This window comes from Rheinheimera maricola, from assembly GCF_016918075.2.
GTDB lineage: Bacteria > Pseudomonadota > Gammaproteobacteria > Enterobacterales > Alteromonadaceae > Alishewanella > Alishewanella maricola_A.
In genome coordinates, this window is record NZ_JAERPS020000004.1 from 262,090 (window position 1) to 285,850 (window position 23,761).

Here is a 23,761-nt window from a genome sequence, read left to right on the forward strand (position 1 = left end):
GTATTGGCTGGCTTGGCACCAAAAACAGCGATAAGCGTAGCATTTCCACTTCCGCCGGAGAAGTTTTTTTAGCGTAACTGCGTTAAGTTTGGCATCATACGCAAAAGAAGTATGACGGCGTTGCCGATGCAATTTTTGGATGTCAGATGAAGTTCAGACTCGATATTAACGGTTTACGGGCGATAGCCGTCATCGCCGTTATTATGTTTCACTTTGCCGTGCCTGGCTTTGCTGCTGGCTATGCCGGGGTGGATGTATTTTTTGTGCTATCCGGCTACCTGATGACCGGTATTATTGTCACGTCGTTGCAAAAAGGCAATTTTTCGATTTGGCAATTCTACTTAAGCCGGGCAAGGCGCATTGTGCCAGCCCTTACCGTGCTGTGCTTAGTACTGATCTTGTTAGCATGCTGGTTGCTCATTCCGTCTGAGTTGGCGAGCCTGGCCAAGCATGCTGGCGCATCACTTTTATTTATCTCTAACCATGTTTATTTTGCCGAAGCGGGCTATTTTGCCGCGGCATCGCATGACAAGTGGTTGCTGCACACCTGGTCTTTGTCGGTAGAGTGGCAGTTTTACCTGCTATATCCGTTAATATTGGCGATGTTGTGGCGCATAACCGCTGGCCGGTATTTAACTGCCGTTTTGTCGCTTCTGGCTGCCGCGTCTTTTGTGCTGGCACTTTGGCTAACGCCGCGCTCACCCGAAGCCGCGTTTTATTTTTTCCCACCGCGGGCCTGGGAAATGCTGGCGGGTGGCCTGGTATTTTTACTGCCGTTGTCACTGTCTGCACGCGCAGGCAAATTACTCTACGCGATAAGTTTGCTGGTATTACTGGCTAGCTTGCTGCTGATCCCCGCACAAGCCGCCTGGCCGGGCTGGTATACGCTGATCCCTGTTTTGGCGACCGTGACACTGTTGTTTAGTGGCCGGCTGGAGGCACCATTATTGGGTGGTACAGTAGTGCAATGGCTGGGTAATACATCCTATTCCAGTTATTTGTGGCATTGGCCGGTCGTGGTCTGGCTATACCAGCGCCAGTTGCTGGCTGATCCGGTTTGGCTTAGTGCAGGCATTGCGCTGTCTTTTTTGTTGGGCTATGCATCCTATCGTTGGGTTGAAACACCGGCGCGGCATCGGAACGGCGTGTTTAGAGCGCCGCGTTTGTTGCAAGCCTGTGCTGCGGTGTTTGCACTGTGTTTAGTGTTGTTGTTACTAAAAGGATTGCCGTTCAGAGTAGACGAGGCGGTCAAGCTGGCCGATGCTGAGGCTGAAAACCGGCTGCGTTTACCCTCGGCATGTGAAGACTCTGGTGGCAACGCCGTGATGTGCCGACTGGGTGCGGCAGATAGCGCTCCTGAATTAATCGTTTTTGGCGACAGTCATGCTGGCACAGTTATGGGCGCTTTGCATTCAGCTATTGACCCGGCCAGCCAAAGTGTCGGTTATTTCATTCACTCGGCTTGCCCGACAATTCGCGGTTTGCAGGTAGCCAGTCGCAGTGAGCGTAGTAATGCCAAGTGTGAACGGCACCGGCAGCAGGCATTTGCGATGCTGACAGCGCAGCACTCCGATACCCCGGTATTGTTGATAAACCGCAGCGCATTTTATCCGTTAGCTGCGCCAGGGCAGACAGCACCCAATAGCTATTTTGAGCAGCCGTATACTGAGGTATCTGCGCAGTGGTTAACTGAGTTTAGTCAGCGCTATACGGCCTCGGTTTGCGAGCTAACCAACAAACGGCAGGTATACATTATGTTGCCCATGCCAGAGATGCCGGTTGAGGTACCTGCGGCTGTGGCCCGGGCATTACACCGAGGGCAACAAGATGCCGATGTGCGCATTCAACTTGCTGATCATCAGCAGGCTCAGGCATTTAGCATCAGCCTGATCAAGGATGCGGCTAAAGCATGCGGTGCCACGGTATTAGATCCAGCCAGCTATCTATGCGACCAGCAGCAATGTTATGGTAGCCAAGCACACCGGCCATGGTATACCGATGACAACCACTTGAGTGAATGGGGCAACCGCAGATTGTTACCCTTATTGCGACCACTTATTAGCAGTGACAGCGCATTATGACAAGGCGCGTGGCACAGTATGCGTATAATCTGTTGCTATGGTTATTGTTGCCATGGCTAATGGCGTATTTTTTGCTGCGCTCTGCCAAGGCGCCGGCGTATCGGCAACGGTTAGCAGAGCGCTTGGCGCTGCAAGCAATACCGCAACATGCGCTTGGTGGCATAGTAGTACATGCGGTGTCGGTGGGTGAAATAGTTGCCGCGACGCCGCTGATCAAGGCTTTGCAGCAGCACTACCCCAAACTCACTATCACCGTAACATGCACTACGCCTACTGGCTCTGCGCGCATTGTTAGTAGCTTTGCTGACAGTGTGTATCACTGTTATCTGCCAATTGACACACCGGGTGCAATCAACCGCTGGCTGAACAAACTGCAGCCGCAAGCCGTTATTATCCTCGAAACAGAGCTTTGGCCTAACTTACTGCAGCAATGCCGTAGGGCGCTGATCCCCAGCATAGTGGTAAACGCCAGACTATCGGCGCGCTCGGCGCGGGGGTATCGACGTTGGCAATTGTTTAGCCGGCTGGCGCTGGATAATATCAGCCTGTTACTGGCCCAAGACCGCGCCAGCGCGCGTCGGTTTGTTGCATTGCGCTGTAAGGGCCAGATTAACGTTTGCGGAAATTTGAAATATGACATGGCGCTGCCGCCTCAGTTAGAGACATTGGTGACACAATTTGGCCAGCAGTTTTGCGGCCGACAAGTTTGGGTTGCCGGCAGTACGCATGCCGGAGAGGATGAGTTGCTGCTGCAAGCCTATCTGCAGGTAAAAAAGCAGTGCCCGCAGCTATTGCTGATATTAGTACCGCGCCACCCCGAGCGCTTTGATGCGGTAGCCTTGCTGGCTAAGCAGGCCGGATTAAGCTGTGTTAGGCGCAGTAGCGCCGAGTACATAACTGCAGCAACTGATGTGATGCTGGGCGACAGCATGGGCGAGCTGCTGGCGTGGTATCAGCTTGCGGATGTGGTGTTTATTGGCGGCAGTTTAATTTCGCGTGGTGGTCATAACCCACTTGAAGCGATGCTGTTTGCCAAGCCAATCCAAAGTGGCCCACATGTTTTTAATTTTGCTACTGCTTACCAATGGCTGAATAACGCCAGTGCGGTGAGTTGGGTAAGTGATGTCGCCACGCTGGTGCATAGCACGACGCAGCTGCTAAATAACCCCATACTGGCGCTTCATCAAGGCGCAGCAGCACAAACTTTGTATCAGCAGCATGGTGGGGCCAGTTACCGTATGGCACAGGCCATAACCGAGCTGTTAGCGGAAAACACATCTGATTTTGCTGTGGCTGTCAATAGCGATAGCACCAGTTGGTTTCAGCGCAGTGTATTTGCGCATGCTACAGAGCTAAGCTTTGATCCGGTTTTTTGGCAACAGCAGCAGGCTGTTATTGGCCAGTCGCAGGGACGAAATACCGCTTGGTTTGTCCGGCATAATAGTCATGAGTTTGTTGTGCGGCATTATTATCGTGGAGGCTTGATTGGTAAGCTGCTGCAAGACAAATTTAGTTTTCAAGCCACATTAGCCAGTCGTGCCATGCAAGAGTTTGCCCTGCTACGCCAACTGCGGCGCTTTAATTTACCAGTACCCAGGCCCCTGGCCGCGCAGTATCAGCGCCATGGTTTGCATTATAAAAGCGATTTAATTATTGAACTGGTGCCGCAAAGCCGTGATCTTGCAGGCGTGTTGAGCGCAGTAGGTAGTTTAAATGACGACAAATGGCAGCAATTGGGTGCGCTCATCGCCAGATTTCATCAACATGGTGTGTATCATTCGGACTTAAACTGTCACAACATCTTGCTTGATGCTAACGCAGACTTTTGGCTGATAGATTTCGACAAATGTGCTTTGCGCCCAGCCGGCAATTGGCAACAGGCTAATTTGGCCAGGCTGTTACGATCGTTAAATAAAGAGCGCAGTTTACAGCCCACATTTTACTGGCAACCAAGCCAATGGCTGGCCCTGCTGCAAGGCTACAATCAACAGCTTGCCGGATAAAATTGGCTGTTAGTCGCAGTTTTTTGCTACATATTCACTCAGTGTTCACTTTTTATCTTGGTTTCTCCCTTGGTGTGTTCGCCGTTCTTTGATATAACATCAGACTACGGAGGGGCATCTATGCGGCTAAATAAAATAATAACAGGCTTAATGGTTACCAGCTTTATGCTGGCAGCCGAACCGCAACAGCAAATGGCGCAGGCACAGGCGGCGTATCTGCAGGGCGATCACACTTTAGCAGCTGAAATCTATCAGACGCTGGCTCTCGAGGGACATGTTAAAGCACAGTTTGAGCTGGCAAAGCTCTATTCTATGGGACAAGGTGTAGCGCAAGATGCATTGCAAGCTGCGTATTGGTTAGAGCAGGCCGCTTCTAACAGCCCTGATTATGCTGAATCTGCCCAGGCGCAACGGGATATTCAAAATGCCTTGTTACAGCAGCGCAGGGCGGCAGATGAGCCAAAAGCGGTTGTAACTGAAGCGGAAAGTGCCGTGGTAGCAGCGCCGATAATGCGCTCTGCAGAGCCTGCAGCAGAACCTGAGCCAGAAATAGCCAGAGCCGAACTGGCTGAACCCGTTAACCAAACCAGCACGGCAATGGCTAGGACCGAGCCTGCTGCTACCAAACCTGAGCTGGCAGTTAAAGCCTTAGCAGAAGCGAGCTTTGCGCTGGGAATGCGGGCATTTGAACGAGAAAATTATGCTGAGGCTTTTAGCCATTGGCATCCGCTGGCTGAAAACGGCGAAGTAGATGCTCAATTTAATCTGGCAGCGATGTATAGCAATGGGCAGGGTGTGACGGCCGACAACCTAACCGCCGCACGTTGGTTTAGCGCCGCAGCTGAGCAAGGTATGGCGCAAGCGCAATACCATCTTGCCGTGCTGCATGCTAATGGCAAGGGTATAACCAGGGATGATGCCTTAGCAGTGTATTGGTATCAAAAGGCGGCAGAACAACAGCAGGTGTTAGCGCAATATAACCTGGGCTATATGTATGCTAACGGCCGCGGTGTCGCATTGGATGAAAGCAAGGCATTGCTGTGGTACGAAAAGGCTGCTGCACAGGGCGATGTCGATGCACAGTTTGTTGTCGCAGAACGCTATCGCCAGGGGCGGGGTTCACCGGTAGATGGTGCCCAAGCCATAAGCTGGTACCAGCGTGCTGTTGAGCAAGGCCACCTGCGCGCTGCGTTTGAGCTGGCACAATATTATCTGCAAGGTAACACGGTTAAGCAGAGTGACAGCCGTGCCTTTGATTTGTTTAGTCAGGCAGCAAACCGCGGCTTAACTGAGGCCGAGCGTGAAGCGGGCATAAGCTACTCGCTGGGGCGAGGTGTGCGTAATGATGATCGTAAAGCCATTGATTTCTTACAGCGGGCTTGCGACAAAAAAGACTACACCGCTTGTTACTATTTAGCCCTGCATATTAATGACGGACGTGGCGTAAAGGCCGATCCTAAACGGGCAATTGTTCTGCTGCAGCAAGTAGCCGAAGCGGGCAGTATTGATGCACAGTTCCGGCTTGGCTTGATGTACGCAAATGGTCAGGGTGTTGCTGTCGACGACAGTGCAGCCTTTAGCTGGTTATTAAAAGCGGCAGAGCAGGGCCAGCCCGAAGCTCAGTATTTGGTTGGCTTACGTTTGGCAAATGGCCTGGGCACCAGCCAGAATGATCAGGCTTCTGTAGCGTGGTATCAACGGGCGGCAGAGCAGGGAGTGTTGTTTGCCCAATATAACCTTGGCTTTATGTATGGTGCGGGTCGCGGCGTAGCCCAAGACGATAGCAAGGCGTTGTATTGGTATATAAAAGTGGCCGAGCAGGGCGACGCCGATGCGCAGTTTAATTTAGGCTTGCGCTACGAAACAGGCCGTGGTGTAGCGCAGGATGATCGTCTTGCGGTGCAATGGTATCAAAAAGCGGCTGAGCAACAGCATCAAAGAGCCGTGGCGCATTTAGGCTATATGTACGAAAAAGGTTACGGCGTCGCCATGGACGAACGTAAAGCGTTGCAGCTTTATCAGCAAGCGTTACCGGCCAAAGTGCCGCGAGCCCTTACTGCACTGGGACTGTTTTACAAAAATGGCCGACAAGTTAAAGCCGACGATAAAAAAGCGGTGGAATTATTTACCGACGCGGCAGAGCAAGGCTATGCCAATGCGCAATATAATTTGGGTTGGATGTATGAATACGGCCGTGGTGTAAAACAAGATTTGGTTAAAGCACGCGATTTATATCAGCTGGCTGCGGCGCAGAACGAAGCCCTGGCGCAGGCTCAGCTGAGCCGTTTATTAAACTAAGTAACTGAGGTTTTTGTCTTAACCAATTAAAAGGCCAGCATTTGCTGGCCTTGGTTTTTAATCAGCGATTTATGGCTGATAAGTAGCGGTCAGGGTTAAACCACTCACAGCACTGTAGCCATATACCGAGATATGCCAAACAGCAGCTTGTGGGTTGGTGAAGCTGCAGCTTTCAGCATTACCTGATTTATACGGCCGGCAATCATAACTTGAGGTAGTAGGCTGTGCACCACGACGTACATATAAGTCGGCGTCACCACTACCACCAGATGTGGTTACGGTAAGGTTGCTCATACCTGCTGGTACAGTAACGGTATAGTGCTTCCAGGCACGACGGGCAATGCTGATGTTGCTTTCAGTCAAGGTAGCACCCTGACCACCACCGCCACCACCTGCGGCTGCCGTGTAATCTGCCAGCAGAGACACGCCAGCATAAGCACTATAGCCATTTATCATGACATGATAAGTACCTGCTTGGGCAGTAGCAAAGCTACAGTTTTCGGCATTGCCACCTTTATAAGGCCGGCAATCATAGCTAGAGCTGGTAGGTTGGCTGCCAAATTTCACATATATATCGGCATCGCCTGAGCCACCAGACATAGCAAAGCTTAAGTTGGTAGCACCGGCTGGCACGGTAATCGTGTAGTAGGTGTTAGAACCAGCTGCACCAGACAGATTGGTTTTAGCTACGCCTTTAGTCAGTGCGTTATCGCCAACTGGTGGCTCGGTGCCACCACCGCCGCTACCTGATCCATCACAGCCGTTTTGAGTGATGTAATCAATGGCTGTTTTAGTTCTGACTAAACCATGGCCATATGAACTGTCACGCCCAGCGGTGCCTAAGTCTTCAGCTGTTACTGCCAGTACATTACGGATTTGAGCATTAGTGCATAGTGGGTGATGGCTCCATACCAACGCTGCCACGGCGGCAACATGTGGAGACGCCATTGAGGTGCCACTCATCAGGCCATAGTTGCTGGCGCCTGAGCTAATATATGAGGTTTGTCCCAACTTAGCCATTAACGCCTGACCAACCGTCTGCGTAACAGCCAGTGCAGGAATAGTCGTACCCGGGTTGTCGCCTAATGTACCACCGAAATCACCGGTAGTGTTGTTGTAGATAATTGCAGCTAAACCACCACCAGCTTCGCAAGATTGTACTTTTTGTACAAAGCTGACATTACCGCGTTCAATAAGACAGATTTTATTCGCCACGCTGGTACAAGTGGTTTCACCCAGGCCACAATTGGCCAGTGCTGCATTAGCGCTACCATCTGATGAGTTAGTCATTGGGCTGCTGTCATAGTTACTGCTGCCGACACTCAGAATAGATTCCAGACCTGTGCCTTCAGGGTAGGTCGAACGTATATCAACACCTGGACCAGAAAGCTCTACTTGGCTGTTGCGCTGAGAAAAGTCAGCCAGTACTTTATCTTTGTCTATCGCGGCCACAGATACCACAGAGTTGTAAGACGCTGGGTATGACATGGCGGTATTGCCGTCATTACCCGCAGCAGCAATCAACAATACGCCTTGATCGAACGCAGCTTGCATCGCGTTGCTTTCGGTGGTGCTGGAGCCAGAGCCACCTAAGCTCATATTAATAACAGTAGAGCCATTACTTACACAGGTATTAACGGCGCTGGCTAATGTAGAGCTATAGCCCCACCCGGCTTCGTTAAACACTTTAACAATGTGAAGTTTCAGGTTGCCATTAGGTAATACACCTACGATACCAACATTATTGTTCATCGCAGCGATAGTACCAGCTACGTGGGTACCATGCGGGCCACCATTGTCATACCAATTGCCAGTGCCTGAGTTATTTGTGCCGGTGATATTGCTGCTTAAGAAATCTTCATGCGGTAAATCCAGACCAGAGTCGATAACACAAACTTTTTGGTTTGAAGCATACTGATCGCTTACCTGGTTTGCTTGTACCATGGTGTAACCAAAAGGTACCTGCTGTGCCATGGGGTAACGTTTAAGATCTTCTTCAACGTATTCTACACTCGGATCGGCTTGAAGTGCGGCCAGATCGGCAGCAGCTAAGTCAGCCGCAACTGCAGATTGTTGTGCCAACACATGATGCACGCGCAAACCTTTCTGCTGCAGATTGCTAGCAACCCGTTGCAGGGCAAAGCCGGCATTGCCATTTTGTTGCAGCGCTAAACTTTGTTGTTTGTATTTAATGATGTAGCGCTTGGCGTCGCTGTTGTTACGTTCTGCTACGATGCTTTTTTTCGCCGGGTTGGCCGTGTAGCTAGTGGCCTGGTCTGCCATGGCAGGCATGGACAATGCTATGGCGGGTACACATAGCAGGGCTATCTTGGTTAAAACAAAGGGATTTTTTCTCATTGTGCTCTCATTCAAATCGTTATAGTTATAGTGATGTTACTACCCGGCTGGCGCAGGGCTGCGTTCGATTTTTAACCGCAAGCTCACATGAAGTAAACCGGCGAAAATCGCCCGCATTCTCTGTAATGGGGATTAATGTGAATGACTGTTTCCGGAAAAGGATTATTAGCAAAATTTACATTTTCTGCTAACGGCAGCGAACAGGCATGGCCGTTGAGTTGTGCTACAAATAGTTACAGTTGTTAACTATAACCTTTAGTTATAACTTATGTATAAATATAATTTAGGATGACGCACTATTTTACAACATTGCACTGTTGAGCAATGTCGCCGACAATAGCGGCCTTGGTATTCGACAGGTAAACAGGCGATATGCAGCAGTGGGATGTAATTGTAATAGGTGCAGGTGCAGCTGGCTTAATGTGTGCTATTGAGGCGGGTAAGCGTGGCCGTAAAGTATTAGTGTTAGACAACGGCAAGCGTGTGGGCCGTAAAATTTTAATGTCGGGCGGTGGCCGCTGTAATTTCACTAATATGTATACCAGCTCAGAAAACTTCCTGTCGCAAAACAAACATTTTTGTAAATCGGCGTTAAGCCGGTTCACGCAGTGGGATTTTATTACGCTGGTGCAAAAACACGCTATTGCCTATCACGAGAAAACCCTTGGCCAGCTGTTTTGTGACGATACCGCAAAAGATATTGTCGATATGCTGCTAGCTGAAGCCAAAGCCGCCAATGTGCAGATAGCGCTGCAGCAAACTATTACTGGCGTCAGCTTTGCCGATGGTCAATATACCGTTACTACGGCTGAGCTTAGCCGGCAGTGTCATAGTTTAGTGGTAGCAAGCGGTGGTTTAAGCCTGCCTAATCTAGGTGCGACCACCTTTGGCTTTCAGCTAGCCGAGCAGTTTGGTTTAAAAGTACTGCCACTGCGCGCTGCGTTGGTGCCATTAACCTGGCAACCCAGTGACAAAGCTGTGTTTGAGGAAATCAGCGGTGTGTCGCTGCCGGTTACGGCCGAGGCCAATGGCACGCTATTCCCGGAAGATATGTTGTTTACCCATCGCGGCTTAAGCGGGCCGGCGATACTGCAAATTTCCAGCTATTGGCAACCGGGCGATGAGGTTGTAGTGAATATGGCACCGCAAACCGACTTGGTGGACTTTTTAAACGCACAGCAGCAAGCTCACCCCGAGCAGGAAGTTAAAACAGCACTGGGCAAGCTCTTACCCAAACGGCTGGTAGAAAAACTGTTGGAGCTGAAAATATTAGTTAACCAGCCGCTAAAAGCACTGAATCTGAAAACCATTAAGCAAATAGCCGACAGTCTGCATGGCTTTATATTTAAACCCAATGGCACCGAAGGTTATCGCACTGCAGAAGTGACTATTGGTGGGGTAGACACCGATTATTTATCCTCAAAAACCATGGAAGCCAAACAGCAACCCGGCTTGTATTTTATCGGCGAAGTAGTCGACGTTACCGGTTGGTTAGGCGGCTATAATTTCCAGTGGGCTTGGGCCAGCGGCTGGGTAGCAGGGCAGTATTGTTGAGATAAATATCAAAATGAAAAAACTCTCTAAAGTACAACTTAAACAACAGGCCGCGGTGCTGGATGCGGTTACTACGCTGGAGCAGCAGGCGTTGGCAGACTTACCTGGTGCTGTGCAGTGCTGGTTTAGTATGGAATATGAAGCCTTTCCGTTGTCGCTATTGGTGCGGCTGCAATTTACTGAGCAGGTTTTGCTGGATACGGCGCAGCCACAGCTGCTGGTGTGGCAAAAGCGCTTAAGCGCTTTATTGTTTAAAAAGGGCATTGTGCTTAAAGATATGCGTAAGCACCTGGTGTTTACGCTAAATAGCCCTGATGAATAGCCCGGCCCGGACGATTAAGTGTGAAAAGGACCAAACAACAATGAAATACACTCTTGGCGCTTATGCCGCTTCGCCGAATCACAACGGTTGGAACCCGGAGCTTGAAACCGAGTTTTATAACCAATTAAAAGCGCTGCCGAATGTAAAAGGCCTGGAACATCCATTTTTAGGCCGCTTGCACCAGCATGATGACAACTGGTTTTTAGCTAATATTCACCCAGACTGGGATTACGTGTTTACCTGTATTCCCGGCATTATGACTGCCTTGGGGCAAAACCCGATGTTTGGCCTGGCATCAGAAGATGGCAACGGCCGGGCCGAAGCCTTAGCCTTTATGCAACAAGCCTGCGCTGCGATTAGCAAACTCAATACCCATTTGGGGCGCCAGGCGGTAACAGCAATTCAAATACAAACCGCGCCGGCACGGCACAAAGCGGCAGCATCTAAAGCGGCACTGAAAGCCTCATTGCAAACCATGCTTGAGTGGGACTGGCACGGCGCACGTATTGTAATTGAACACTGTGATGCTTATGTCGCTGAACACGCGCCCTCTAAGGGTTTTTTAACCCTGGATGATGAGCTTGAGGTCATCATCCAGTTAAATACCCAGCTCAGCACCGCGCAGCACTTAGGTATGGTTATTAACTGGGGCCGTTCGGTATTTGAAACCCGTCGCACCGAAGGCGCGCTTGAGCATATTGCAGCAGCAAAAGCGGCAGGCGTGTTAAGCGGTTTAATGTTCTCTGGTGTATCGGATCAGGACAGTGAATACGGCGCCTGGCGTGATAGCCATCAGCCACCACAAACCAGCGAGTTGGTGAATGCTGGCGAACCGGGTAGTTGGATGACCGAACAAGCAATGCACCGTTGTTTGGCGGCGTCTGATGCTGCGGATTTGCTAGTGTTGGGCGCTAAAATAGGCATTCGGCCACACAGCGCCGACATTGCCTGCCGGCTTGGGTATATCCGCGCTACCTTGGCGATACTCGATCGCTATTTCAGCCGTAGCTAAAGCGACAGCGATGCTGGCCGGGCCTTGAGATGGCCAAAATGTTTAATTGCCAGTAAGCCAACCAGTACTAAGGCAACAGCTGGAACTAAGGTGTTGATATAGTTTAAATAACTCAGATGAAGCTCTTGGCGGGAACTGAACAGCTGCCACAGGCTGTTTAACGCAACAGCCAACATAGGTAATGTTAGTAAACATAAGTGATAGCGCCGTAGTTGGGCTTGTAAATACAGTAGTGCCGCTACAGCAGGTACTGCTAACAGGATATGTAACAGCAGGTCGGCAACCGATAATATCAGCAGGGCAGACTTTTGCCAGTCTGACGTTGTCAGGAGCCAGGCTGGTAACGGGTTAATACTGCTGAGATAACCAAAACACAAAATAACAAAGTACAGGTGGGCGCCACCGAGCAGCAGTGATATCAGTGAGCGGATAATAAAAATTGCCAGTTTAGCGGCCATAAACAGCACTCCGGTAAAAGTGCGCTACGCTAGCATGCAGTTACGGTGTCCTCAACAAAAAAAAGGGCCTTTCGGCCCTCATTTTAATTAGACGGCGTGCGGTATTTTTCAAACCACGCCAGCATATATTCCACTTTTTCAATCATCCTGCTGGGTTTGTTGGAAATGCCATGTGGTGAGCCCGGGATCCTAACCAGCGCAGTATCAATGCGGCGTATTTGTAGTGCCTGATAAAACTGCTCTGACTCTGAAATAGGTGTACGGCGGTCTTGTTCACCGGTGATAAGGATAGTAGGCGTTTGTACATTTCCAACCAGGCTTAGTGGTGAGCGCTGCCAGTAATGTTCTACATGTTCCCAAGGCACTCCCGGGAATTGATGAAACGTTTGATACAGGTAGCTGTCGCCGGTGAGTACTTTACTTAACCAGTTAATAATTGGTTTTACCACTGCAGCGGCTTTATAACGGTTGGTCAGGCCAATGGCATAAGCGGTTGCAATACCGCCGGCCGAACCACCGCCAATAAACAGGTTGTTTTCGTCAATAAAGCCCAGTTTCAGCATCGCATTAACGCCGCTGTCGTGATCGGCGTAGTCTTCTGGTGAGCTGTATTTGTTGTGTAGCAACATGGCAAAGCGTTCACCATACGACGAGCTGCCACGGTGGTTATCATAAAACACCACATAGCCTTCTTTGGCATAACGTTGCATTTCCGCACTCCATTGTGGGCCATAAGCCAGGTGTGGGCCTCCGTGTATCTCTAACAACAACGGGTACTTTTTGCTTGGATCAAAATCCGGTGGCGTCATGTACCAGGCCTGAATTTCCTCGCCGTCGAATGACGATTTGTATTTTATTTCATGCACTTGGGCTAGCTTTTTGTGTCCAAGCAGGTCTTCATTCAGTGATGTGAGTACTGTGCTTTTGCCTTTTTGCAGTACAGCAACTTCGGCCGGGCGCTGGCTGGTTCCATAGGTGTATGCAATAACGCCGTTGTCAGACATTGAATAACTGCCGCTTAGGTAAGGCTGAGGTTGTGACACACCGCCTAAGCTCGCCGTAAGTTCGGTTAATTTGCCCTTGTTAGTTAGTGTGGCTAATTTACGTTGGCCGCGATCATCATACTGCACCACAAAGCTGCTATTACTCAACCAACTGGGGCTGTCGATGCTGCGATCAAAATCAGCCGCAATATCGCTGATACTGTTATTACTCAGCGTCAGTACTTTTAATTTGCTGTTGTTGTAAGGCACTAAGGCATTGCCTTGCCATAAAAACGCCAGTTGTTTGCCATCGGGAGAGAATACCGGCGCAGATTCATCGCCAGCCATGTTGGTTAGTGTAGTGAGTTCACTGCTGGCTAAATCAAGCCGGTACAGGTTGCTGTCACGCGGTTGGAATTCCCAGTCCGGGTCTAAATTGGCTGAAAATACCAAGCCAGTGCTATCGGGTGTAAAGCTTAAGTCACTACCGTAGTGAAAATCGCCTGCAGTGAGTTGACGTGCGCTGCCGCCGCTAGCGGGTAAGATAAAAACCTGACGAAATTGCGGCTTTAAGAAGCCCTGGCCATCGGCTTGATAGCGGGCGCGGTCCAGTACTGTTGCCGGCTCTGACCAATTTGCGCCGGCAGGCTTTTTCACTTTTTTTACCCGCTTTTTAACATCTGCTTCGCTGGCATCAACGTTCATAGTAAATGCCAGTTGTTTGCCGTCTGGTGACCACGTTAGGTTAGAGGGGCTCTGGCGTAAATTCGACAATTGGGCGGTTTTGTTTTCTGCCAGATAGTGCAGGTGAATTTGCCGGCTACCGCTGATATCTGCAATAAAGGCCAACTGTTTACCATCGGCAGACCAGCGTGGTTGGCTGTAATTAAATTTGTCTGCAAATAGCGGCAGCTGACGACCGGTTTTTACATCCAATAACCACAAACTGCTACGGGTGCTGTCCGTCATAATATCGTTGCTAGCTCGCACATAAACAATTTTGCTGCCATCGGCAGAGATCTGGACTTCGCTGGCATATTCAAGCGCAAAAATATCTTCTGCTTGAAAATAAGCACTGCTGGCGCTATGCGTGTCAGCGAAAACCATATTGGCGCTAGCCAATAAACTGATAGCGGCGGTCAGGGTGGAGCGGATAAATATGGACATAGTTCTCCCGAATACATGCGATGTTAACCTGATGTGCCGTTAAGCTACCCTGAAGTGGCTGGCAGTACAAACCCGATAGCGGCCAAAGGCAGGTTTTAAGCGGCACAGTTCAATTTGATTAAAGCAGTACAAAAACAACGAATTGGTTATTAAATATACAGATCTGCAAATTACTGCCTATACTTGAATTCTGAATCCTGTCAGCCGTTTTGCTGCAGGGCAGTTAACCGCTTGGCTCTAATTGGAGGGCAACCTGATGTTAAGACGTTATTTTATCAGCGATGATTTAGATGATTTAGCAAAGATAGAGCAGGAACTGGAGCAACAAGGCATAGATACGCCACAAATTCATGTATTAAGTGAAAACGATGCGGAAGTAGAGCTACGCCATTTACATGAAGTGGCACCGGTACTGAAAAGTGATGTAGTACATGCTACTGAAATTGGCGCCATTGTGGGTGTTATAGGTGCACTGCTGGTATTGGCATTGGCTTATATTATGGGCTGGACTGACACTGCCGCCGGCTGGGTACCCTTTATTTTCCTCGCCGTGGTAGTACTGGGCTTTTGTACCTGGGAAGGCGGTTTTATTGGCATTCAGCAACCTAATGTCAATTTTAAGCGCTTTCAGGATTTGCTGCATCAAGGCAAACATGTGTTGTTTATCGACATCACGCCCGAGCAGGAAGCGGTACTGAGTAAAGTGATCCGCAAGCATCCCGGTTTACAAAGCTCTGGTGAGGGCGAAGCAACCCCTGGTTGGGTGGTGCGCAGTCAGCAAATGTTCCGTCGTTTTGTAAAAACCATGCCCTAACGGGCGTGGTGTTTTTGTCACCATCGCATTAGCAGTACCCGTTCACTTTACTGGTTAAGGATTAACAGGGTATGGCCATAACAATAATTTTAGTGTTGTTGGTTCTGGGTTCTATTGCCTTTCATTTTATCAGCCCCTGGTGGTTTACCCCGATAGCATCAAATTGGCAATCCATTGATACTACAATTGAGATTACCTTTTGGGTGACCGGCTTTGTGTTTGTAGCGGTGAATCTGTTTCTCGCCTATGCCGTGTTTCGCTATCGCTTTAATAAAGACCGCAAGGCAGATTATCAACCAGAAAACAAAAAGCTGGAAACTTGGCTCACGCTATTTACCACTATTGGCATCGTCGCCATGCTGGCTCCCGGATTATACGTTTGGGGCCAATTTGTTGATGTGCCAGCTGACGCCACAGAGGTTGAAGCTGTTGGCCAGCAATGGCATTGGAGCTTTCGTCTGCCCGGCGCTGACGGCAAGTTGGGTGAAGTAGACTCCCGGCTGGTTAGCGACCAGAATCCGTTTGGTATTAATTCTGCAGATCCGGCCGGCCAGGACGATATTTTAATTCAGCGTAACGAGCTGGTGTTACCGTTGGATAAACCGGTCAAGGTTTTGCTGCGTTCCAAAGACGTGCTACACAACTTTGCTGTACCGCAGTTTCGGGTAAAAATGGATTTAGTGCCTGGTATGGTAACGTACCTGTGGTTTACACCCACCCGCGAAGGCAGTTTTGACATTATGTGCGAAGAACTGTGTGGTGTGGCACATTTTGCTATGCGCGGTAAGGTGCGGGTAACTGCTGAAACCGAGTACCAACAATGGCTGGCGGCACAGCCCACATTCGCGCAAAGCCAGAGCCGTTATGCCGGTGATACCAGCCAGGGCCAGGCATTGTTTCAGGTGTGTGCTGCTTGCCATGGCGCGGTCGGCGAGGGTAACTCACAGCTAAATGCTCCGGCGCTGGCAGGACAGAGTCGCTGGTATTTAAAACGCCAGTTGCAACATTATCAACAAGGAATTCGCGGTAGCAGCGAAGGTGACGTATACGGCGCACAAATGGTGGCCATGGCCAATATGCTGCGCGATGAACGCAATTTGGCCAATGTATTGAGCTTTATTGATAGCCTGCCGCCGCCACAACCTAAAGCCAGGCAGGGCGACCTGCAGCGTGGCCGCAGCTTGTACCGTAACTGTAGCTATTGCCATGGCAGCCAGGCTCAGGGCATATATGCAATGAATGCGCCGGCGCTTACCTCTTTAGACGGCGCTTACTTGCGGCGGCAATTAAATTACTTTAAGCAAGGTATTCGTGGTAGCCATAAAAGCGATTTTTACGGTGCTCAAATGCAGCTCATGGCTCAGTCGCTACATGGCGAACAAGATTCTGCTGCCGTTATTGCCTACATTGCTTCTTTATCGGCTGATGCTGCCATCAGTGATGACGCCACGCTTAGGAGTGCGCCATGAGTCATATTGCCGTGACCGATCAGCCTGACGAGTCAAAACATCCGCATAGCTTCATAACGAAATATATCTGGAGTCAGGACCACAAAGTTATCGCCATTCAGTACGCTATTACGGCTATTTTTGTCGGACTGGTGGCACTATTGCTGTCGGCGCTAATGCGCCTACAGCTGGGGTTTCCAGACCGATTTTCCTTTATCGACCCCTCTGCGTATCTGCAATTTGTCACCATGCATGGCATGATCATGGTGATTTACCTGCTAACGGCGTTATTGCTGGGCGGTTTTGGTAACTACCTTATTCCACTAATGATAGGCGCTAGGGATATGGTGTTTCCCTACCTGAATATGCTCAGTTACTGGACATATTTGTTATCAGTAGTGCTGCTGCTGGCGAGCTTTTTTGTGGTAGGTGGCCCCACAGGCGCCGGCTGGACGCTGTATCCACCACAAGCCATTTTGCCAGGTACGCCCGGTGCCGATGGCGGCATAGTGTTAATGCTATTATCGCTGGCCATCTTTATTGTCGCTTTTACCATGGGCGGCTTAAATTATGTCACCACCATTTTGCAGGCTCGCAGCAAAGGCATGACATTAATGCGCATGCCACTGACGATTTGGGGTATTTTTATTGCCACTATTCTGGGTCTGCTGGCCTTTCCGGCTTTGCTGGTTAGCGCCATTATGATGCTGTTGGATAAAGTGGCCGGCACCAGCTTCTTTATGCCGGCGCTGCTATCGCTGGGAGAGCAACTGGATTACAGCGGCGGCAGCCCGATTCTGTTTCAACATTTGTTTTGGTTTTTTGGCCATCCTGAAGTGTATATCGTAGCCTTGCCGGCATTTGGCATGGTGTCAGATGTGCTGGCTACCCATGCCCGGAAGAATATTTTTGGTTATCGCATGATGGTGTGGGCCATTGTTGCCATTGGTGGCTTAAGTTTTGTTGTCTGGGCGCACCATATGTATGTCAGCGGCATGAACCCGTATTTTGGTTTTTTCTTTGCTACAACCACACTGATTATTGCGGTGCCTACGGCACTGAAAGTGTACAACTGGGTACTAACATTATGGCGCGGCAATATTCACCTGACGACGCCGATGCTGTTTGCTATTGGCTTTATTTTTACCTTTGTACATGGTGGCTTAACGGGGTTATTTCTGGGCAATGTGGTCGTCGATCTGCCATTGTCAGATACTTATTTTGTTGTGGCGCATTTTCATATGGTAATGGGTGTTTCGCCGATCATGGTGCTATTTGCCGCGATTTATCACTGGTTTCCCAAAGCGACGGGCCGTTTTTTGCATGAGGGCTGGGGCAAGTTTCACTTTTGGGCCACCTTTCTTGGCACCTATGCGGTGTATTTACCGATGCACTATCTGGGGTTTCTTGGCGTGCCGCGACGCTACTTTGCGATGGCCGGCACTGACTTTATTCCCGAGTCGGCTCAGACACTAAACGCCAGTATCACCGTGTCAGCCATTATTGTTGGCGTGGTACAGCTGGTGTTTATTGTTAATTTAATTTGGAGTGTGCGCCACGGCAAAGCCGCCGGCAATAATCCTTGGCAAGCAACAACGCTGGAATGGCAAACAGAACACACGCCACCTGGCCATGGCAATTGGGGTAAAACGGTACCTGTGGTGTATCGCTGGGCTTATGACTACAGCGTACCTGGGGTTAAAGAGGATTTTATTCCGCAAAATGTACCGAATGAGCAGCTGCAGTTTACCGATAAGCAGCGCTATGAGGAGTCACAGCAATGAGTGTGCTTAGCCGGTTACGCGAGAAACCCTGGCTGGCACAGCCAGCGGGTATGGACCCTGCACTGCAACGAGCGCGGAGACGTTGGCCGGAGCACACCGCGTTGATGTTTATGCTGGCGATAAGCACGGTGTTATTTTTTCTGTTTACGATCACTTTTTTAGGCCGCACCCAACTGCCAGATTTTCAGCCGCTTGCGGGCATGCCATGGCAACCGTTAACTAACTCAGTAATGTTATGGCTTAACACCTTGTGGCTGGCATTAAGTGGCTTGGCTATGCAGCTGTCACTGCGGCAATCGCGACGCCTGCACAAAAAGGTGGGCCCCTGGCTGGTATTAGCAACGTTGCTGGTTGGCTTTTTTTTGGCCGGGCAGTGGCTGGTATGGCAGCAGTTGCTAGCACAAGGCTATGGCTTGCGCACTAATCCGGCTAATAGTTATTTTTATTTGTTTACTGCGGTGCATGGGGTGCATGTGATGGCCGGTGTGATAGCGCTGCTGCGTGTTTGGTGGCATAGCCGGCGGCAGCCTTTAAAGCTAAGCCGCAGTCTGCAGTTATGCACCACTTACTGGCACTTTTTACTCTTGCTGTGGCTGGTGTTATTTGCGCTGCTTACCCGTTCAGCGGATACCTATAACACCCTCGCTGCCATGTGCGGCTTTTGAGGTGAATGATGACAACAGACAGCAAAATTGAAGCCGACAGCGGCTGGCGCACGGTAGCCGCCGACTGGTCGAGCGATAAGCAAGCCTTTGCAATGCCCTGGGGCAAGCTGATGATGTGGATCTTTCTGCTGGGTGATACCTTTATTTTTAGTATTTTTTTAGTGGGTTATATGCATGTGCGTATGTCTACTACAGTCGACTGGCCCAACACCAGCGACGTGTTTGCCTTAACGGTGGCAGGACAGCATATTCCGTTGTTGTTAATTGCCATTATGACCTTTGTACTGATTACCAGCAGCGGCACTATGGCCATGGCGGTGAATTTTGCTTATCGCGGTGCGCGCAAAGCGACTTTCTGGTTAATGGTTATTACGGCGGTGTTGGGCGTGTTGTTTGTTGCGATGCAAGCCTTTGAATGGAGCAAGCTCATTGCTGATGGCGTGCGACCCTGGGGCAACCCTATGGGAGCGGCTCAGTTTGGTGCGGCTTTTTTTATGATCACGGGCTTCCATGGTTTACATGTTAGCGCCGGTGTTATTTACCTACTGGTTATTGCTAACCGGGTTCGCCGTGGTCATTACGAGCGCAAAGGCTACGATATTGTCGAGATCACCGGCCTGTACTGGCACTTTGTTGATTTGGTTTGGGTGTTTATTTTTGCCTTTTTCTACTTATGGTGAGGTGAGTTATGGCACACAGTGTAGATAATCAGCAGCATCCTATTGGTTTATACCTTAAAGTCTGGTGCTGGCTGTTTGTACTAAGCGCACTATCGTATTCTGTTGACTACATGCAACTACAAGGCGGCTTGCGCTGGAGTTTGATTTTGCTGTTTATGCTGCTAAAAGCCGGGCTGATTATTAGCATTTTTATGCATGTTGCCTGGGAGCGGCTAGCACTGAAGTTGGTGTTATTTGTGCCGCCCGCGGCCATCTTGGTGCTGATTGCACTGATGGCCATAGAAGCCGATTACAACTTTTTAACCCGGCTGCAGTTTTTTAGTCAGCCGGGTTAGCCTGGCGGGTTAGGCGGTTAAGCTATCAAAAATATGCAAAAACGTCGGTGTTTGCGCGATGGTAAGTTGAACTTTTAAGCGCCTGGCAATGTCCTGCGCGCTAATAACACCTCGTATTTGATGGCTTTCGCGGTCAATGACCACACAATGTTGCTCGCCACTCGATTGTAATGTATTAACGACATCAGCAATGTTGCAATGCTGCAACTGCTGATAAGCCAATGCTTTAATGCGCTCGCGTGGGCGCATCACATCTGCTACCCGAATATCATCGCGGTTTACGCCTAAAGCAATATGGCGCATTAATGTTTGCTCTGACAACTGCTCAAGGTGCAGCAAGCCAACCAGCTCACTGCTGTCATCTACTACCAGCTTTAACCGGCTATGTTCCTGTTGCATCATATCTTGAGCATCACATGCTTTGGTAGCCGCACTGAGGATATTAGGTTGGCTATGTTTGAAATCGGTAACCACACTGAGTGCTGGCGAGAGTAACGTGGTGTCGTCAAAGTCGGCAGGTTGTACTAAATGATCAATGGCTTCAACGGCATATAGAGATAATGTTTTCATGGTGTTTCCTCAATACCGGTAAGCAGAGGCCATACCGGTTTTTCACATAAATAAGGTTATTTCACAGCGAAGCTGTGCAAACGTTGTTTAACTTGAGGATGTAGCTGGTGGTGCACGGGCTTTAACGGCGCTGAGAAAGCCGGCTTTGCTTGTAATAAGGCGGTTGAATAATCGGCTATGGTGTACCGGCGCAGGGCTAATGCTTACAGCCAGTGGCAACACCGGTGGTGGTTCGTCGCTATTATCTGATTCTGAGTAAAAACTGTAACAGGGACTTGCAGGAGTAACAGCATGGAACTGAGTGTCGGCCAGCGGCGATAAGCGTTGGTCGTGCACGGCAAAGGCTTGCGGCGTGCACAAAAGGCAAATATACAGTAGTAAGGCAAAACTACTTAGCCAACGCATACACCCTCGGGTCTTTGGAATACTGTTTGCAACAGCTGTGTTTGCAAAAATTGCGTACGCTGATAATGGGCACTTAAACCCGTCACTGCAAGCTGTGTAAGTAAAAATTGCCGCTAATTGCGATTAACGGCAATTTTTGCACGATACAGCTTAGCTATAGCAGATTAAGTGTGTATTTTAATAGCAATGCCAGCAGGCTTAGGCTGGCTATTCCTGCCAGATACAGCAGCATAAACCAGCCAAAGTTGGTTAGCCGGTGTTTTGCTGTAATTGCTGGCTTAGGCATTAGTAACCCTCCTGATAATCTTCCACCTTGCCGCGAAATATATGATAGCCCCACAAGGTGTAGGCCAGAATTAACGGCACAAAGATCAGAATGCCAGGCAGCATAAAGGTCAGGCTGCTATTGGGTGCCGCCGCGGCATAAAAGCTCAGTTGGCGTGGCAGTAAATACGGAAATAACCCTACCACCAAACCGGCAAACGCCAACAAAAACAACGTCGCGGCTAACCAAAACGGTCGGCTTTCATGGCGAGAGTTGATATCAGTGTCGGCAGCAAACTGGCGTTGTACCCGGCCAAGGTCGCGAAACAGCAACCTTGCTGTCAGCCCCGCAGCCAGTGGCAACAGCATCAACAGCAGGCTGTAGCCGCCAGCAAACCAGCGTACACGGATTTCGGGTTGGGTGAGCAAGGTAAATAAACTCACCAGCAGCATACACAACATTACAAACAGGAGTAACCGCTGGCCGTATCGTGCCGCTTTTTGTTGTATTGCGCCGCGGCTTTTCATGGTCAGATAAGTACAGGCCAGTAGTGCATAGCCGGCCATAACGGCCAAACCGGTAAACAGGCTAAAGGGGGTTAGCCATTGCAAGCTCGACAAGGCCAGGTTATTGGCATCGACACCCTGCACCAAAACACCCAGCATCAGGCCCTGACAAAATGCGGCCAGGCTGGAGCCGATAGCAAAAGAGCGGTTCCACCAGATTTTTGACCGTTGTGATTTGAAGCGGTATTCAAAAGCGACACCGCGGAAAATCAAGCCAATTAGCATTAACATAATTGGCAGATACAGCATCGAGGCGATGCTGGCATAAGCGGCAGGGAAAGCACCGAATAAGATCACACCACCAAATACCAGCCAGGTTTCGTTGCCATCCCAAACGTGCGAAATAGAGCGCATTAAATGGTCATGTTCGGCGTCGCTGTTAAACCAGGGATACAGGATGCCGATGCCCAGATCAAAGCCATCCAACAACACGTACATCAGAATAGCAAAGCCCAATAGCAGAAAGTAAAACAGCGGTAAGCCTAATTGCAGTTCCATCAGTTTTTCTCCTGTGCTGGTGTTAACTGTTTGACCAGCGCGACGGCATAGCCGGACGCTTTAACACCAATTAGTTGTTGTTGCAGTTGCTCTAGCGCCGGCGGGCCTTTTTTAATTAGCTTGCGCATAAAATACAGATAGACGCCAAACAGCAAGCTGTAAGTGATGACAAACAAGGTGAGTGAAAATAGCACCCGCTCTGGCGGCAGCGGCGACACCACGTCAATAGTGCGCAGCAAACCCTGTACCAGCCAAGGCTGGCGGCCTACTTCTACAACATACCAGCCAGCTAACACCGCAATAACGCCACTGGGCGCCAGATAGCTGCAGGCGGTTAAAAACCAGCGGCTGTGATACAAGTTGCCACGCCAGCGCAGATAAGCGCCGAGCAGCGCCACCATAAGCATCAGCATGCCAATGCCCACCATGATACGGAATGAAAAAAATACCACTGCCACATTGGGCCGCTCATCGGCAGGTACCGCTTTTAGCCCCATTAGTTCGCCATCGGCATCATGGGTTAAAATCAGGCTGGCCAGTTTTGGTATTGCAATTTCAAAATGATTTTTCTCTGCTGCTCTGTCCGGGATGGCAAACAATAACAATGGCACACCGGCCTCGCGTTCGGCCCAAAGTCCTTCCATTGCGGCCAGTTTAACCGGTTGATGCTGCTTAACATTTAAGCCATGCAAGTCGCCGACAAACACCTGCAACGGAGTCAGAATAAGTGCCAGCCACAGTGTCATCGACAGGCCTTTGCGCGCCATAGTTTTGTGCTCGCTGTGCAGCAATTGCCAGGCACTGGTTGCCAGCACCACGAAAATGGCGGTGATAAACGCTGCCAACAGCATATGGCTGAAGCGGTAGGGCATGGAGGGGTTAAAAATAACCTGCCACCAGCTATCTACCTGAAATACGCCATCAACAATGATGTGTCCGGCCGGAGTGTGCATCCAGGAGTTGGCGGCAATAATCCAAAACGCAGAGATCCAGGTACCAATAGCCACCACCACCGTGGCAAAGAAGTGTAGTTTTGGCCCCACCCGTTGCCAGCCAAACAGCATAATGCCTAAAAAACCAGCTTCTAGAAAAAACGCGGTTAGCACTTCATAGGCCATTAGTGGCCCAAGTACAGCACCGGTAATGCGTGAGAACTCTGAAAAGTTGGTACCAAACTCGTACGACAATACGATACCAGACACTACGCCCATGCCAAAGGTAATAGCAAAGGGCTTTATCCAGAATTTGGCCAGTTGTAGGTAAACCGGATTAGCGGTTTTCAGCCATAAACCTTCCCAAATAGCAATAAGGGTAGCCAGGCCAATGGTGATGGATGGAAAAATAATATGAAAGCTTACAGTAAAGGCAAATTGTAAGCGCGAAAGTAGGGCGGCATCCAGTTCCATATTACCCCCGACGCTGCTGTAAATAACGCCATATGGCGGGAAGCAGCGCCACCGCCATCATCAGGCCCAATGCGATTATTTCGTTAACC

General features: G+C 49.8%; 20 protein-coding genes. 12 read left to right on the top strand and 8 right to left on the bottom strand.

All coding sequences use genetic code 11. The features are described from left to right. Window positions 1-146 precede the first annotated feature (146 nt). From I4W93_RS12525 to I4W93_RS12535, 3 genes are all read left to right on the top strand, one after another. Window positions 147-2,081 (top strand): acyltransferase family protein, encoded by a 1,935-nt coding sequence (locus I4W93_RS12525; RefSeq protein ID WP_205311450.1) that lies wholly within the window; start codon window positions 147-149, stop codon window positions 2,079-2,081. Continuing rightward, window positions 2,078-4,084 carry a lipid IV(A) 3-deoxy-D-manno-octulosonic acid transferase gene (waaA, locus tag I4W93_RS12530; RefSeq protein WP_224673421.1) on the top strand — a complete coding sequence of 669 codons (2,007 nt, stop codon included), beginning with the start codon at window positions 2,078-2,080 and terminating at the stop codon, window positions 4,082-4,084. The genes I4W93_RS12525 and waaA overlap by 4 nt, the downstream gene beginning before the upstream one ends. Window positions 4,085-4,204: 120 nt before the next feature. Beyond that, window positions 4,205-6,382: an SEL1-like repeat protein gene (locus I4W93_RS12535; protein ID WP_205311449.1), complete on the top strand. Its 2,178-nt coding sequence runs from the start codon at window positions 4,205-4,207 to the stop codon at window positions 6,380-6,382. A 69-nt stretch (window positions 6,383-6,451) separates the two neighbouring features. On the opposite strand, the gene I4W93_RS12540 is transcribed toward I4W93_RS12535, so the two are convergent. Beyond that, window positions 6,452-8,740, bottom strand: a complete 2,289-nt coding sequence (locus I4W93_RS12540) for a S8 family serine peptidase (protein WP_205311448.1) — start codon at window positions 8,738-8,740, stop codon at window positions 6,452-6,454. A gap of 372 nt (window positions 8,741-9,112) precedes the next feature. Between I4W93_RS12540 and I4W93_RS12545 the strand changes: the two genes are divergently transcribed. The 3 genes from I4W93_RS12545 to I4W93_RS12555 are packed head-to-tail and all read left to right on the top strand — an operon-like array spanning window position 9,113 to window position 11,628. Further along, the gene (locus I4W93_RS12545) at window positions 9,113-10,294 is read left to right on the top strand and encodes a BaiN/RdsA family NAD(P)/FAD-dependent oxidoreductase (protein WP_205311447.1); all 1,182 of its coding nucleotides are present in this window, start codon (window positions 9,113-9,115) and stop codon (window positions 10,292-10,294) included. Window positions 10,295-10,307: 13 nt separating this feature from the next. Beyond that, the gene (locus tag I4W93_RS12550; protein WP_205311446.1) at window positions 10,308-10,616 is read left to right on the top strand and encodes a hypothetical protein; all 309 of its coding nucleotides are present in this window, start codon (window positions 10,308-10,310) and stop codon (window positions 10,614-10,616) included. Window positions 10,617-10,656: 40 nt separating this feature from the next. Continuing rightward, complete coding sequence (locus I4W93_RS12555) at window positions 10,657-11,628, top strand: DUF4862 family protein (RefSeq protein WP_205311445.1); 972 nt, start codon at window positions 10,657-10,659, stop codon at window positions 11,626-11,628. Here the strand turns inward: I4W93_RS12555 and I4W93_RS12560 are convergent. Together I4W93_RS12560 and I4W93_RS12565 are read right to left on the bottom strand one after the other, a co-directional pair. Continuing rightward, a complete protein-coding gene (locus I4W93_RS12560) occupies window positions 11,625-12,086 on the bottom strand; it encodes a hypothetical protein (protein ID WP_205311444.1) in 462 nt (153 codons plus the stop codon). The genes I4W93_RS12555 and I4W93_RS12560 overlap by 4 nt on opposite strands. 83 nt (window positions 12,087-12,169) lie before the next feature. Continuing rightward, window positions 12,170-14,236 (bottom strand): S9 family peptidase, encoded by a 2,067-nt coding sequence (locus I4W93_RS12565; RefSeq protein WP_205311443.1) that lies wholly within the window; start codon window positions 14,234-14,236, stop codon window positions 12,170-12,172. 256 nt (window positions 14,237-14,492) lie between these two features. On the opposite strand from I4W93_RS12565, the gene I4W93_RS12570 reads away from it, so the two are divergent. From I4W93_RS12570 to I4W93_RS12595, 6 genes are all read left to right on the top strand, one after another. After that, window positions 14,493-15,050, top strand: coding sequence for an NAD/FAD-utilizing enzyme (locus I4W93_RS12570; RefSeq protein WP_205311442.1), 558 nt, complete (start codon window positions 14,493-14,495; stop codon window positions 15,048-15,050). Between the two features lie 71 nt (window positions 15,051-15,121). Beyond that, window positions 15,122-16,519 carry a c-type cytochrome gene (locus I4W93_RS12575; protein ID WP_205311441.1) on the top strand — a complete coding sequence of 466 codons (1,398 nt, stop codon included), beginning with the start codon at window positions 15,122-15,124 and terminating at the stop codon, window positions 16,517-16,519. Next, the gene (locus I4W93_RS12580; protein ID WP_205311440.1) at window positions 16,516-18,282 is read left to right on the top strand and encodes a cytochrome c oxidase subunit I; all 1,767 of its coding nucleotides are present in this window, start codon (window positions 16,516-16,518) and stop codon (window positions 18,280-18,282) included. Before I4W93_RS12575 ends, I4W93_RS12580 begins: the two co-directional genes overlap by 4 nt. Further along, the gene (locus I4W93_RS12585) at window positions 18,279-18,947 is read left to right on the top strand and encodes a cytochrome c oxidase subunit 3 (protein WP_205311439.1); all 669 of its coding nucleotides are present in this window, start codon (window positions 18,279-18,281) and stop codon (window positions 18,945-18,947) included. Before I4W93_RS12580 ends, I4W93_RS12585 begins: the two co-directional genes overlap by 4 nt. 8 nt (window positions 18,948-18,955) lie before the next feature. Next, a complete protein-coding gene (locus I4W93_RS12590) occupies window positions 18,956-19,627 on the top strand; it encodes a heme-copper oxidase subunit III family protein (protein WP_205311438.1) in 672 nt (223 codons plus the stop codon). 8 nt (window positions 19,628-19,635) lie between these two features. Beyond that, complete coding sequence (locus I4W93_RS12595; RefSeq protein WP_205311437.1) at window positions 19,636-19,962, top strand: cytochrome C oxidase subunit IV family protein; 327 nt, start codon at window positions 19,636-19,638, stop codon at window positions 19,960-19,962. A 9-nt stretch (window positions 19,963-19,971) separates the two neighbouring features. Here I4W93_RS12595 and I4W93_RS12600 read toward each other — a convergent pair whose 3' ends face one another. From I4W93_RS12600 to I4W93_RS12615, 5 genes are all read right to left on the bottom strand, one after another. Next, the gene (locus I4W93_RS12600) at window positions 19,972-20,532 is read right to left on the bottom strand and encodes a CBS domain-containing protein (RefSeq protein WP_205311436.1); all 561 of its coding nucleotides are present in this window, start codon (window positions 20,530-20,532) and stop codon (window positions 19,972-19,974) included. Window positions 20,533-20,619: 87 nt separating this feature from the next. After that, window positions 20,620-20,937, bottom strand: a complete 318-nt coding sequence (locus I4W93_RS12605) for a hypothetical protein (protein WP_205311435.1) — start codon at window positions 20,935-20,937, stop codon at window positions 20,620-20,622. A 154-nt stretch (window positions 20,938-21,091) separates the two neighbouring features. Further along, window positions 21,092-21,223, bottom strand: coding sequence for a hypothetical protein (locus I4W93_RS20380; RefSeq protein ID WP_255604848.1), 132 nt, complete (start codon window positions 21,221-21,223; stop codon window positions 21,092-21,094). Further along, window positions 21,223-22,266 (bottom strand): cytochrome d ubiquinol oxidase subunit II, encoded by a 1,044-nt coding sequence (gene cydB / locus I4W93_RS12610; RefSeq protein WP_205311434.1) that lies wholly within the window; start codon window positions 22,264-22,266, stop codon window positions 21,223-21,225. Before cydB ends, I4W93_RS20380 begins: the two co-directional genes overlap by 1 nt. After that, window positions 22,266-23,672, bottom strand: a complete 1,407-nt coding sequence (locus I4W93_RS12615) for a cytochrome ubiquinol oxidase subunit I (RefSeq protein WP_205311433.1) — start codon at window positions 23,670-23,672, stop codon at window positions 22,266-22,268. Before I4W93_RS12615 ends, cydB begins: the two co-directional genes overlap by 1 nt. Window positions 23,673-23,761 lie beyond the last annotated feature (89 nt).

What these genes read in the sequence shown, in the direction of transcription:
- I4W93_RS12525 (WP_205311450.1), top strand. Translation starts at nt 147, where the DNA reads ATGAAGTTCAGACTCGATATTAACGGTTTACGGGCGATAGCCGTCATC.
- waaA (WP_224673421.1), top strand. Translation starts at nt 2,078, where the DNA reads ATGACAAGGCGCGTGGCACAGTATGCGTATAATCTGTTGCTATGGTTA.
- I4W93_RS12535 (WP_205311449.1), top strand. Translation starts at nt 4,205, where the DNA reads ATGCGGCTAAATAAAATAATAACAGGCTTAATGGTTACCAGCTTTATG.
- I4W93_RS12540 (WP_205311448.1), bottom strand. Translation starts at nt 8,740, where the DNA reads ATGAGAAAAAATCCCTTTGTTTTAACCAAGATAGCCCTGCTATGTGTA.
- I4W93_RS12545 (WP_205311447.1), top strand. Translation starts at nt 9,113, where the DNA reads ATGCAGCAGTGGGATGTAATTGTAATAGGTGCAGGTGCAGCTGGCTTA.
- I4W93_RS12550 (WP_205311446.1), top strand. Translation starts at nt 10,308, where the DNA reads ATGAAAAAACTCTCTAAAGTACAACTTAAACAACAGGCCGCGGTGCTG.
- I4W93_RS12555 (WP_205311445.1), top strand. Translation starts at nt 10,657, where the DNA reads ATGAAATACACTCTTGGCGCTTATGCCGCTTCGCCGAATCACAACGGT.
- I4W93_RS12560 (WP_205311444.1), bottom strand. Translation starts at nt 12,086, where the DNA reads ATGGCCGCTAAACTGGCAATTTTTATTATCCGCTCACTGATATCACTG.
- I4W93_RS12565 (WP_205311443.1), bottom strand. Translation starts at nt 14,236, where the DNA reads ATGTCCATATTTATCCGCTCCACCCTGACCGCCGCTATCAGTTTATTG.
- I4W93_RS12570 (WP_205311442.1), top strand. Translation starts at nt 14,493, where the DNA reads ATGTTAAGACGTTATTTTATCAGCGATGATTTAGATGATTTAGCAAAG.
- I4W93_RS12575 (WP_205311441.1), top strand. Translation starts at nt 15,122, where the DNA reads ATGGCCATAACAATAATTTTAGTGTTGTTGGTTCTGGGTTCTATTGCC.
- I4W93_RS12580 (WP_205311440.1), top strand. Translation starts at nt 16,516, where the DNA reads ATGAGTCATATTGCCGTGACCGATCAGCCTGACGAGTCAAAACATCCG.
- I4W93_RS12585 (WP_205311439.1), top strand. Translation starts at nt 18,279, where the DNA reads ATGAGTGTGCTTAGCCGGTTACGCGAGAAACCCTGGCTGGCACAGCCA.
- I4W93_RS12590 (WP_205311438.1), top strand. Translation starts at nt 18,956, where the DNA reads ATGACAACAGACAGCAAAATTGAAGCCGACAGCGGCTGGCGCACGGTA.
- I4W93_RS12595 (WP_205311437.1), top strand. Translation starts at nt 19,636, where the DNA reads ATGGCACACAGTGTAGATAATCAGCAGCATCCTATTGGTTTATACCTT.
- I4W93_RS12600 (WP_205311436.1), bottom strand. Translation starts at nt 20,532, where the DNA reads ATGAAAACATTATCTCTATATGCCGTTGAAGCCATTGATCATTTAGTA.
- I4W93_RS12605 (WP_205311435.1), bottom strand. Translation starts at nt 20,937, where the DNA reads ATGCGTTGGCTAAGTAGTTTTGCCTTACTACTGTATATTTGCCTTTTG.
- I4W93_RS20380 (WP_255604848.1), bottom strand. Translation starts at nt 21,223, where the DNA reads ATGCCTAAGCCAGCAATTACAGCAAAACACCGGCTAACCAACTTTGGC.
- cydB (WP_205311434.1), bottom strand. Translation starts at nt 22,266, where the DNA reads ATGGAACTGCAATTAGGCTTACCGCTGTTTTACTTTCTGCTATTGGGC.
- I4W93_RS12615 (WP_205311433.1), bottom strand. Translation starts at nt 23,672, where the DNA reads ATGGAACTGGATGCCGCCCTACTTTCGCGCTTACAATTTGCCTTTACT.